The organism is Bacillus sp. JNUCC-22 (assembly GCF_018861275.1).
Taxonomy (GTDB): Bacteria; Bacillota; Bacilli; order Bacillales; family Bacillaceae; genus Bacillus; species Bacillus velezensis.
Genome location: NZ_CP076408.1, coordinates 1,538,384 through 1,549,890 on the forward strand (window position 1 = coordinate 1,538,384; position 11,507 = coordinate 1,549,890).

13 protein-coding genes and 1 other annotated feature are annotated in these 11,507 nt (G+C 47.3%); all 13 genes read left to right on the forward strand.

The features are described 5' to 3' along the window. Positions 1-34: 34 nt before the first annotated feature. The 13 genes from JNUCC22_RS07760 to pyrP all read left to right on the forward strand — a co-directional run bounded on the left by JNUCC22_RS07760 (position 35) and on the right by pyrP (position 11,442). Positions 35-286, forward strand: a complete 252-nt coding sequence (locus JNUCC22_RS07760; RefSeq protein ID WP_003154415.1) for a YlmC/YmxH family sporulation protein — start codon at positions 35-37, stop codon at positions 284-286. 154 nt (positions 287-440) lie between these two features. Continuing rightward, positions 441-1,277: a peptidoglycan editing factor PgeF gene (gene pgeF, locus JNUCC22_RS07765; RefSeq protein ID WP_014304972.1), complete on the forward strand. Its 837-nt coding sequence runs from the start codon at positions 441-443 to the stop codon at positions 1,275-1,277. 4 nt (positions 1,278-1,281) lie between these two features. After that, positions 1,282-1,974: a YggS family pyridoxal phosphate-dependent enzyme gene (locus JNUCC22_RS07770; RefSeq protein WP_007409718.1), complete on the forward strand. Its 693-nt coding sequence runs from the start codon at positions 1,282-1,284 to the stop codon at positions 1,972-1,974. Further along, complete coding sequence (gene sepF / locus JNUCC22_RS07775) at positions 1,971-2,429, forward strand: cell division protein SepF (RefSeq protein WP_007409719.1); 459 nt, start codon at positions 1,971-1,973, stop codon at positions 2,427-2,429. The genes JNUCC22_RS07770 and sepF overlap by 4 nt, the downstream gene beginning before the upstream one ends. Before the next feature lie 6 nt (positions 2,430-2,435). Further along, complete coding sequence (locus JNUCC22_RS07780; RefSeq protein ID WP_003154408.1) at positions 2,436-2,714, forward strand: YggT family protein; 279 nt, start codon at positions 2,436-2,438, stop codon at positions 2,712-2,714. A 61-nt stretch (positions 2,715-2,775) separates the two neighbouring features. Then, positions 2,776-3,546, forward strand: a complete 771-nt coding sequence (locus JNUCC22_RS07785) for a YlmH family RNA-binding protein (protein WP_061046801.1) — start codon at positions 2,776-2,778, stop codon at positions 3,544-3,546. A gap of 94 nt (positions 3,547-3,640) precedes the next feature. Next, positions 3,641-4,135, forward strand: coding sequence for a septum site-determining protein DivIVA (divIVA, locus tag JNUCC22_RS07790; protein WP_003154406.1), 495 nt, complete (start codon positions 3,641-3,643; stop codon positions 4,133-4,135). Positions 4,136-4,196: 61 nt separating this feature from the next. Then, positions 4,197-4,425, forward strand: a binding site (T-box leader). Between the two features lie 51 nt (positions 4,426-4,476). Then, a complete protein-coding gene (ileS, locus tag JNUCC22_RS07795; RefSeq protein WP_007409724.1) occupies positions 4,477-7,242 on the forward strand; it encodes an isoleucine--tRNA ligase in 2,766 nt (921 codons plus the stop codon). A gap of 150 nt (positions 7,243-7,392) precedes the next feature. Further along, the gene (locus JNUCC22_RS07800) at positions 7,393-7,764 is read left to right on the forward strand and encodes a TraR/DksA family transcriptional regulator (RefSeq protein ID WP_039063049.1); all 372 of its coding nucleotides are present in this window, start codon (positions 7,393-7,395) and stop codon (positions 7,762-7,764) included. Positions 7,765-7,865: 101 nt separating this feature from the next. Beyond that, complete coding sequence (gene lspA, locus JNUCC22_RS07805; protein WP_003154398.1) at positions 7,866-8,327, forward strand: signal peptidase II; 462 nt, start codon at positions 7,866-7,868, stop codon at positions 8,325-8,327. Between the two features lies 1 nt (position 8,328). Then, positions 8,329-9,243 (forward strand): RluA family pseudouridine synthase, encoded by a 915-nt coding sequence (locus JNUCC22_RS07810; protein ID WP_039063050.1) that lies wholly within the window; start codon positions 8,329-8,331, stop codon positions 9,241-9,243. A 188-nt stretch (positions 9,244-9,431) separates the two neighbouring features. Further along, positions 9,432-9,977, forward strand: coding sequence for a bifunctional pyrimidine operon transcriptional regulator/uracil phosphoribosyltransferase (gene pyrR, locus JNUCC22_RS07815; RefSeq protein WP_003154392.1), 546 nt, complete (start codon positions 9,432-9,434; stop codon positions 9,975-9,977). 154 nt (positions 9,978-10,131) lie between these two features. Further along, positions 10,132-11,442 carry a uracil permease PyrP gene (gene pyrP, locus JNUCC22_RS07820; RefSeq protein WP_007409727.1) on the forward strand — a complete coding sequence of 437 codons (1,311 nt, stop codon included), beginning with the start codon at positions 10,132-10,134 and terminating at the stop codon, positions 11,440-11,442. The last annotated feature ends 65 nt before the right edge of the window (positions 11,443-11,507 follow it).

Below are 11,507 nucleotides of genomic sequence, written 5' to 3' on the forward strand. Positions count from 1 at the left end.
ATAGGAAAAAGAACGGGCAAAGGGCGTGATACGGATGATCAGCATATCTGAATTTCAAATAAAAGATGTGGTAAACGTGTCGAACGGAAAAAAACTCGGAAGCATCGGTGATATTGATATTAACGTGACAACGGGAAAAATTCAGGCGATTATTTTAGGCGGCAGCGGAAAAGTTCTCGGTTTTTTCGGAAAAGAAGAGGAAATGATCATTCCTTGGCGAAATATAGTTAAAATTGGGGAAGATGTCATCTTAGTGCGTGTAAACGAACCAAAGGGGGGAGCGTAATCCTCCCTTTACTTGTAAAAAGCCGGAAATCTCAATGTTTCCGGCACATTTATTTATCTCATTTTTCAATCAGCCGCTAAACGTATGCTTAAAATTGTGTTAAAATGAGTGGGAAATTACGCTTTTTTAATGTTTGTCGAAAGGTTGGATCTCCATGAATACATATCACCCGTTTAGTCTTACCACCCCCTCGGCACTCATGATAGAAGACTGGAACTGTGTGAATCAGCTTAACACAAAGGTCATCGCCGGATTCACAACGAAAAACGGCGGTGTCAGCAATCCTCCGTATGAGTCATTAAATACCGGATTGCACGTCCGGGACGAAGCTCATGATGTTGTGACAAACCGTGAAGTCATAGCGTCCTTATGCGGTACTGATCTGGATTCCTGGGTGTTCGCCGACCAGACACATGAAAACCGCGTCCGGCGCGTGACAGCCGGGGATAAAGGAAAAGGAGCGAGAGACTATTCTTCCGCATTCCGCGGGACGGACGGGCTCTACACGAAAGATGCGAATCTTTTTTTGGCCCTTTGTTTTGCGGACTGTGTGCCCTTGTATTTTTATGACCCGGTGAAATCCATTATCGGCGCTGCCCATGCCGGATGGAAGGGGACGGTCAAACAAATCGGACGCATCATGACGGAACGCTGGGTAAACGAAGAAGGCTCCCGTTTAACAGATATTCAGGCTGTCATCGGTCCGTCCATCAGCGCGGGAAGCTATACAGTCGACGACCGCGTCATCAATGAAGTGCGGGCGCTGCCTTTTACGGCTGAATCCGCCATATGCGAAACGGAAAAAGGCCAGTATCAGCTTGATTTAAAAGAGGTCAACCGTCTTCTTCTGATACATTGCGGCATTCCGGAAGAAAACATTTCAGTCAGCGGTTTATGCACCGAACGAGAGCGTGAACTATTCTTTTCACACCGCCGCGACAAAGGGAAAACGGGACGCATGATGTCCTTTATCGGAATGAAGGAGGCGTAAGATCTTGCGTGTTGCTGATCAATTACGACATATAAACGAAAGAATAAACGAAGCATGTAACAGATCGGGCCGAAGCCCCGAAGATGTTACCGTCATCGCGGTTACAAAATACGTATCAGCCGAAAGGGCTCAAGAGGCCGTTGATGCCGGTATTACAAGTCTGGGAGAAAACCGGGATGCCGAGCTTATCCATAAGCAGGAAGTCATCAAAGGCAGCCCGGAGTGGCACTTTATCGGCAGTCTTCAGTCCAGAAAGGTGAAGGCCGTCGTTGACCGTGTATCTTATATTCATTCCTTAGACAGACTGTCATTGGCAAAAGAGATTGAAAAACGGGCGCAGCATGCGGTTCGCTGTTTTGTGCAGGTGAATACTTCGCTTGAGCCGTCTAAGCACGGTTTAAAAACAGAGGAGGTCATCCCCTTTATCAGAGAGCTTTCTGAGTTTAGAAACATTTCTGTAGAGGGCCTGATGACGATGGCTCCCCTGACAGACGATACAGAAACGATCAGAGCCTGCTTCCGGCAATTGCGTGATCTGAGGGATCAGGTGCAAAAACTGCATCAGACAAACGCACCGTGCCGGGAACTGTCAATGGGCATGTCAAATGATTATGAAATCGCTGTTGAAGAGGGCGCAACTTTTATCAGAATCGGCTCTTCATTAGTCGGAAATGAACCGGGGGGTGTAAACAAATGAGCATGAAAAATAAACTGAAAAACTTTTTCTCAATGGATGAGGAGGAGTACGAGTACGAATACATTGAAACGGAGCAGGATCATCCGGAAGAGCATGAACAGCAGAAAGATAAACAGCCTGCTTACGCTCAGAAGCCGCAGGGCAAGCAGAACGTAGTAAGCTTGCAAAGTGTTCAGAAATCCTCTAAAGTGGTGTTGAGTGAACCGCGTGTATATGCGGAAGCGCAGGAAATCGCCGATCATTTAAAGAACAGGCGGGCGGTTGTCGTCAATCTGCAGCGCATCCAGCATGATCAGGCGAAAAGAATCGTCGACTTTTTAAGCGGTACCGTCTACGCCATCGGCGGCGACATTCAGAGAATCGGTTCAGATATTTTTCTGTGCACGCCTGATAATGTCGACGTTTCCGGCACGATTTCGGAGCTTATAAATGAAGACGAACATCAGAGGTGGTAAAGCAGGATGATTCTTTATCAAATTTTTTCCGTTCTGAGTTATTTAATTTACATCTACTCGTTTGCCCTGATCATCTATATCTTTATGTCATGGGTGCCGAGTACGAGAGAAACGGCGGTCGGACGGTTTCTCGCAGCGATTTGCGAACCGTATTTAGAGCCGTTCAGAAGGATCATTCCGCCCATTGCCATGCTGGATATATCCCCGATTGTAGCGATTATCGTGCTTCGGTTTGCCACGACGGGACTTTGGGGCCTATACCGCATGATCGCAATGTATACTTGAATGCGACAGTTTGATACGGGCTTGGCACCAGCCAAGCCTCTTTACATAGAAAGGAAAGAACATGAGCGATATTTACCAGCACTTCAGACAAGACGAGCGGCCTTTTATTGATCAGGCGCTTGAATGGAAACAGATTGTCCTGGACCAGTATCGGATGAAGCTGACTGATTTCTTAGATCCCAGAGAACAGGTCATTGTAAAAGCCGTTATCGGCGACGCCTGCGGTCTTGCGTTTTTCGGAGGATATGACAGAGCTGAGCGCAAACGCGCGATTTTATACCCTGAATATATGGAACCTGAACAGGATGATTTTGAGCTTCGGGCTTTTGACGTTCAATACGCTGAAAAATTCGTCAGTATTGACCACCGCTCTCTTCTCGGATCATTAATGGGGATCGGCTTAAAGCGGCAGAAATACGGCGATCTGATTTTCTCAGAGGAAGCCGTGCAGCTGATCGTCTCCGGTGAAATCGCCGATTTTGTCAGCGCTCAGCTGACCAAGGCGGGCAAAGCGCCGGTAAAGCTTGAGAAAATCGAGCTTTCCGCTCTTCACATTCCCGCTTCAGATGTCGAAATAAGGGATGACACGGTTTCTTCATTGCGTCTCGACGCCGTCTGCGCTTCAATGAGCAGGCAATCCCGGCAGAAAGCGCAGGCGCTTGTGAAAAACGGGCTCGTTAAGGTGAATTGGAAAGCCATTGAAGATCCGTCTTATCAGGTTGCTGAAGGGGACATGCTCTCGATTCGCGGCTTCGGACGATGCAGTTTGGCAAAAGTTGACGGAAAAACGAAAAAAGACAAATGGAAAGTTACATTTGAACGGCAAAAATGAGTCGTTTTTTCAGTTTTTTTCTCCATCTGTGCCGTATTTGTTTTATAATGTGAACTAGATAACCGTACTGAAATGTAAAAATGGAGGTGGCAATATGCCATTAACGCCGAATGATATCCATAACAAAACGTTTACAAAAGGTTTTCGCGGATATGATGAAGATGAAGTAAATGAATTTTTAATGCAGGTCAGAAAAGATTACGAAATCGCACTCCGTAAAAAAACGGAGCTTGAGGCGAAAGTGAACGAGCTGGACGAAAAAATCGGCCACTTTGCCAATATCGAAGAAACGCTGAATAAATCAATTCTCGTAGCCCAGGAAGCCGCAGAAGACGTAAAGCGCAACTCGCAGAAAGAAGCGAAGCTGATCGTCCGTGAAGCAGAAAAAAATGCTGATCGCATCATCAATGAGTCGCTTTCCAAATCAAGAAAAATCGCAATGGAAATCGAAGAGCTGAAAAAACAGTCTAAAGTCTTCAGAACACGTTTCCAAATGCTGATTGAAGCGCAGCTCGATCTGCTGAAGAACGATGATTGGGATCATCTGCTGGAATACGAAGTCGACGCGGTATTTGAGGAAAAAGAATAATTTTCTGATTTTCTTGACATTCTCCGGCCCGTTCGAATATAATACGTTCATAAATTCAGATGAAAAGACGATTGAAAGGGACCGGCATGACTCAAAACAGGCTATAAAGCGACCCGGGGAAGGTGAAAGCCCGGGATGGCCGGAATCATGCAGATCAGCCCTTTAGTTTCCTTTCTGAACCGAGAGTAGGAAAGGACGTTCCATCACGTTACGATGTTCGAGAGGAAAAGACGGATGATCCGTTTTTTCTAAAAGGGTGGTACCGCGAGATAAGCTTTCTCGTCCCTTATGGGATGAGAGGGCTTTTTTTATTTTCTGAAAAATGTTGTGGAGGAATGAAAATGGATTACAAAGATACGCTGTTAATGCCGAAAACAGATTTTCCGATGCGCGGAAATCTGCCAAATCGTGAGCCGGACATGCAAAAAGACTGGGAGGAGCAGGACATTTACCGTCTTGTTCAAGAACGGACGAAAGACCGCCCGAAATTCGTGCTGCATGACGGACCTCCTTATGCAAACGGAGACATCCACATGGGCCATGCCCTGAACAAAATCCTGAAAGACTTCATCGTCCGCTATAAATCAATGAGCGGCTACAACGCACCGTACGTGCCGGGCTGGGATACGCACGGACTGCCGATTGAAACGGCGCTGACGAAAAACAAAAAAGTAAACCGGAAAGAAATGTCCGTCGCTGATTTCCGCAAGCTTTGCGAAGATTATGCATGGCAGCAGATCGAAAGACAGCGCGAACAATTCAAGCGTCTCGGCGTCAGAGGCGATTGGGAAAACCCGTATGTTACGCTTCAGCCTGAATTTGAAGCGCAGCAGATCCGCGTTTTCGGCGAGATGGCGAAAAGAGGCTATATTTATAAAGGTCTGAAGCCGGTCAACTGGTCGCCTTCCAGTGAATCTGCCTTAGCAGAAGCGGAAATTGAATATCAGGACAAACGTTCCGCGTCTATTTATGTTGCGTTTAAGGTGAAAGACGGTAAAGGCGTTCTGGAAAACGGAGAAAGCTTCATCATCTGGACGACGACGCCGTGGACGATGCCTGCCAACCTCGGAATTTCCGTTCATCCTGATCTTGAATACAATGTCATCAAGGTTGGAGACAAGCGTTATGTAGTGGCAGCTGAACTGATCGAAAACGTAGCGGAGGCATGCGGCTTTGAAAATCCCGAAGTTGTCGCATCATATAAAGGCAGAGAATTAGAATACATCACTGCAGAACATCCGCTGTACGGCAGAGATTCACTCGTCATGCTCGGTGACCACGTCACAACCGATGCCGGAACAGGCTGTGTTCATACTGCCCCGGGCCACGGGGAAGATGACTTTATCGTCGGCCAAAAGTACGGCTTAGAAGTACTGTGCCCTGTTGATGAAAAAGGAAACATGACCGACGAAGCGCCGGGCTTTGAAGGAATGTTTTACGATAAAGCCAATAAACCGATCACGGAGAAGCTTGAAGAAAACGGCGCGCTCTTGAAACTCGAGTTTATTACACACTCCTATCCGCATGACTGGAGAACGAAAAAACCGACCATCTTCAGAGCGACAGCGCAATGGTTTGCGTCAATTAAAGATTTCAGATCCGATCTGCTTGATGCCATCAAACAAACGAAGTGGGTGCCGGAGTGGGGCGAACAGCGCCTTTACAACATGGTGCGCGACCGCGGTGACTGGTGTATCTCAAGACAGCGCGTCTGGGGCGTTCCGATCCCGGTATTTTATGCAGAAAACGGTGAGCCGATCATCACTGACGAAACGATTGAACACGTGTCTGAGCTGTTCAAACAGCACGGCTCAAACGTCTGGTTTGAAAGAGAGGCAAAAGACCTTCTGCCGGAAGGATTTACACATCCGGGAAGCCCGAACGGAATCTTCACGAAAGAGCAAGACATTATGGATGTGTGGTTTGATTCAGGTTCTTCCCATCAGGCCGTTCTTGAAGAACGTGATGATCTTGTCCGTCCGGCTGATTTATACCTTGAAGGCTCTGACCAATACCGCGGCTGGTTTAACTCATCTCTTTCCACCGCTGTTGCAGTCACCGGCAAAGCGCCGTATAAAGGCGTATTAAGCCACGGATTTACACTTGATGCAAACGGCCGTAAAATGAGTAAATCACTCGGCAATACGATTGACCCGACAAAAATCGCAAAACAGCTTGGAGCTGAAATTCTGCGTTTATGGGTATCTTCCGTAAACTATCAGGCCGATCACCCGGTTTCTGAAGATATTCTGAAGCAGGTCGCGGAAGTATACCGGAAAGTCCGCAACACGTTCCGCTTCCTTCACGGCAACCTGTTCGATTTCAATCCAAGCGTCAATGCCGTTGATGTAAAAGATCTCCGCGAAGTGGATCAATATATGCTGATCAAGCTGAATAAGCTGATCGATAAGGTGAAAAAAGCGTACGATGAATACGAATTTGCGGTTGTTTATCACAGCATTCACAATTTCTGTACGATCGAGCTCAGCTCCTTCTATCTTGATTTTGCAAAAGATGTTGTGTACATCGAGCATGCGGACCATCCGGACCGCCGCAGCATGCAGACCGTCTTCTATGAAACGCTGCTGGCGTTAGTGAAGCTGACGGCGCCGATTCTCCCGCATACGGCGGATGAAATGTGGTCTCACTTATCATTTGTTGAAGAAGCGAGCGTGCAGCTGACAGATATGCCGGAAACCATCGCTGTTCCGGACAGTCAAGCGACAGAAGAAAAGTTCGACCGCTTCATGGAGCTTCGAAACGACGTGCTGAAAGCTTTGGAAACAGCCCGTAACGAAAAAATTATCGGAAGATCATTGGAAGCGAGCCTGACTTTGTATCCGAACAAAGAAAACCGCGACCTCTTGTCATCCATTAAAGAAAACATCGCGCAGCTGTTTATCGTCTCAGAACTGACAGTAAGAGACGAAAGTGAAGCACCGGAAAACGCGCAAAGCTTCACAACAGGAAAAATGACCGTAGAAAAAGCGGAAGGCCAGATGTGTGAACGTTCCCGCGTAATTTCTAAAGATGTCGGAGCCAATCCGAAATATCCGACACTATCACTGCGCAATGCGGAAATCGTTGAAAAATATTATCAAAAATAATGAATGAGAAAGCGCCCGGTGACAGCCGGGCGCTTTTTTTACATGCCACTAATGTCATCGATTAGAACGACAGGAAAAATCTTATGGGCTTCAAATGGCGCCCTGGGGGCAACAATAAAGCTATAACATCAAGAGCAGGAGTTGTGATGAATGAATGATCAACTGACCGCAATCCACACGGAGCTTCTCATGATGAAAGAAGAACTTCAATCAAGATTATTCGAATATTCTTGCTTTCAAATGTCAGCATCTGTTGAACCTTCAATGAACGACCAAGAAGCAACTCTGATCTATCATATAAAAGAAGAACTTCAGGACGTTCTTCTTGCCCTGTCTAAGTTTGAAAACAATACGTACGGTTATTGTGAAAAAACAGGCGACCCCATTCCGATTGAAAAACTTGCGGTGCTGCCGACGGCCAGAACCGCTGATGATTTTTATTATCCCGCTCAATTTGAAAAGAAAACCCTTCCATATTGGGAACCCGGAGATTATGAATATGATCAGGCGCTGTATGAGTGACAGCGTCTGTTTGCATGCGCTTATGATCTGCCTTTACTCTGGCATCTTTTACTGATAAAATTCATAAAGGATAAAAGTAACTGTATACTGGAGGAACGTGTGTGCTTTATTATCTAATCGCTCTTTTTATTATTATTGCCGACCAATTGACCAAATGGCTTGTCGTCAGCCATATGGAATTGGGACAAAGCATACCTGTCATCGATCAGGTGCTTTATATCACATCTCATCGCAACACGGGAGCGGCGTGGGGGATTTTAGCCGGCCAAATGTGGTTTTTCTACGTCATTACCATCGCCGTGATTATCGGAATCGTTTATTACATACAGCGTTATGCAAAAGGGCAGATGTTACTCGGAATTTCTCTCGGCTTAATGCTGGGCGGTGCGGCCGGAAACTTTATAGACCGGGCGGCGCGCCAGGAAGTGGTGGATTTTATTCATGTCATCATCGTGGATTATCACTATCCGATTTTTAATATCGCGGACTCCTCACTGTGCGTCGGTGTAATACTTTTATTTATTCATATGCTGTTTGACAGCGGGAAAAAGAAGGAGCAATAACATGAATCAATTTGAGATAACCGTTCAGCCTGAACAAAAGAGCGAACGGATTGATAAATTTTTGGCTTCAACGGGAGAAAACTGGTCACGCACTCAAGTGCAGCAATGGGTAAAAGAGGGATTGGTATCCGTTAACGGCAAATCCGTAAAAGCGAATTATAAAATGCAGCCCGGCGATCAGGTAAACGTCACCATTCCTGAACCGGAAGAATTGGACGTGCTTGCAGAGCCGATGGATTTGGACATTTACTATGAGGATCAGGACGTCTTGGTTGTGAACAAACCGCGGGGCATGGTTGTACACCCGGCGCCCGGCCATGTGACTGGGACGCTTGTAAACGGACTGATGGCTCACTGCAACGACCTTTCCGGCATTAACGGCGTCATGCGCCCGGGAATCGTCCACCGGATTGATAAAGATACTTCCGGTCTGTTAATGGTCGCTAAAAACGATATGGCGCATGAATCACTCGTTAATCAGCTCGTCAATAAAACCGTGACCAGAAAGTACAAAGCGGTTGTCCACGGGGTGATTTCACATGATGACGGAACGATTGACGCTCCGATCGGAAGAGATAAAAAAGACCGTCAAAGCATGACCGTAACAAGAGAAAGCAGCAAAAACGCCGTCACGCATTTCCACGTGCTTGAGCGTTTTCAAGATTTCACGCTCGTAGAGTGCCGTCTTGAGACCGGAAGAACGCATCAGATCCGTGTTCATATGAAATATATCGGGTTTCCTTTGGCAGGCGATCCGAAGTACGGACCGAGAAAAACCATTGATTTCAATGGTCAGGCGCTTCATGCCGGAATATTAGGTTTTGATCATCCGCGGACGGGAGAATACATGGAGTTTGAAGCGCCCCTTCCTGAAGATATGAAAAAACTCATTGAACATTTGAGAAATAGCCATTGACAGCGACTTTCTTTTCTGAAATAATAAAAACAAGCTGAATAGATTCTTTAACACAGTCCAGAGAGGCTGAGAAGGATAACGGATAGGACAGAAGAGATACACGTGTGTCTTCGTCCTGGAAAGGAACCCCTCTATGCTCTGGCAGGAGGGGTTTTTTCTTCTTATATACGAATGGAGAGGTGTCACGAGTGAATCAAAAAGCTGTTATTCTCGACGAACAGGCGATCAGGCGGGCGCTGACAAGGATAGCCCATGAAATGATCGAACGGAATAAAGGAATGAATGACTGCATTCTTGTAGGGATTAAAACAAGAGGCATTTATTTAGCGAAGCGGCTGGCCGAGCGGATCGAACAGATTGAAGGGAATCCGGTCACCGTCGGGGAAATCGATATCACCCTTTACCGTGACGACCTGACGAAAAAAACGAGCAATGAAGAGCCGCTTGTAAAAGGCGCGGACATTCCGGCCGATATCACAGACCAAAAGGTCATTGTGGTTGATGATGTGCTTTATACCGGCCGGACGGTGAGAGCTGCGATGGATGCCCTCGTTGATGTCGGGCGGCCGTCATCGATACAGCTTGCCGTGCTTGTCGACAGAGGGCACCGGGAGCTGCCGATCAGAGCGGACTATATCGGGAAAAACATTCCGACCTCAAAAGCTGAAAAAGTGATGGTTCAGCTGAGCGAAGTTGATCAGACTGATATGGTCGCCATTTACGAAAATGAATAATCACCCTTTTTAAATGCATTCCAGAGAGTTTGCAAAGAGGATTTTAAAACACAAAGCCGGGCGGATCGACGCGGCCGGGTTTTGTATGCCTCTTTGCGCAAAAAGCAAAGAGGTTTTTTTATACCATTTGAAAGTCAACCGGGAGGAAAACGCCATGAGTAAGAAAAAAGTAAACCTGGGAGTCAGGGACGTCCCCAATCCATTGTCTTGGCTGTCATTCAGCCTGCAGCATTTATTCGCCATGTTCGGTTCAACCATACTCGTGCCGAAACTGGTCGGAATGAGCCCGGCAGTGGCGCTTGTCACGAGCGGAATCGGGACACTCGCCTATCTCTTGGTGACAAAAGGCCAGATTCCCGCTTATCTCGGCTCATCATTCGCCTTTATATCACCGATTATCTTGGTGAAGGCGACGGGAGGGCCGGGGGCTGCCATGGTCGGCGCTTTCCTGGCGGGAATTGTGTACGGCCTGATCGCGCTTCTCATCAGGCAGCTTGGAACGGGGTGGTTGATGAAGCTGCTGCCCCCGGTGGTCGTCGGGCCGGTCATCATCGTCATCGGCCTCGGACTGGCAAGCACAGCCGTCAATATGGCAATGTATGCCGATCCGAATGCAAAGGAACTCGTCTACAGCTTGAAACATTTCAGTGTAGCCGGCGTCACTTTGGCCATCACCATTATCTGCGCCATCTTTTTACGGGGATTTTTAAGCCTGATTCCGGTATTGATCGGCATTATAGGCGGCTATCTGTTTGCGCTGACACAGGGCATCGTCAATTTCCAGCCGGTCATTGATGCAAAATGGTTCGCCGTTCCTGAATTTATCATCCCTTTCAAAGACTATACGCCGTCAGTGACGTTGGGCATTGCGGCTGCGATGGTGCCGGTCGCTTTCGTGACGATGTCAGAACATATCGGCCACCAAATGGTGCTGAGTAAAGTCGTCGGACAGGATTTCATTAAAAAGCCGGGACTGCACCGCTCCATAATGGGGGACAGCGTAGCGACGATTATCGCTTCGTTAATCGGCGGCCCGCCGACGACGACATACGGCGAGAACATCGGTGTCCTGGCAATTACGAGAGTTTTCAGCGTCTTTGTCATCGGCGGCGCGGGTGTGATTGCGCTGTGCTTCGGATTTATCGGAAAAGTATCAGCGCTGATCAGCTCTGTTCCGTCCGCGGTTATGGGAGGCGTTTCCTTCCTGCTCTTCGGAATTATCGCCTCCAGCGGCTTAAGAATGCTGATTGACAACAACATTGATTATGAAAACAAGAGAAATTTAATTATCACATCCGTCATCCTCGTGATCGGTGTCGGAGGGGCTTTTATTCAAGTATCAAAAGGCGGGTTCCAAATATCCGGCATGGCGCTTGCGGCAATCGTCGGAGTCATCCTGAACCTTATCCTGCCGCATGCAAATGAAGAAGACGCGATTGCATCAGAAAAACAAAATCATATGTAAAACCTTTTAAAGAAAGTCCAGAGAGGCTTGGAAGGGTTATAACGGGAAGAAGCTGTACGCTGCTT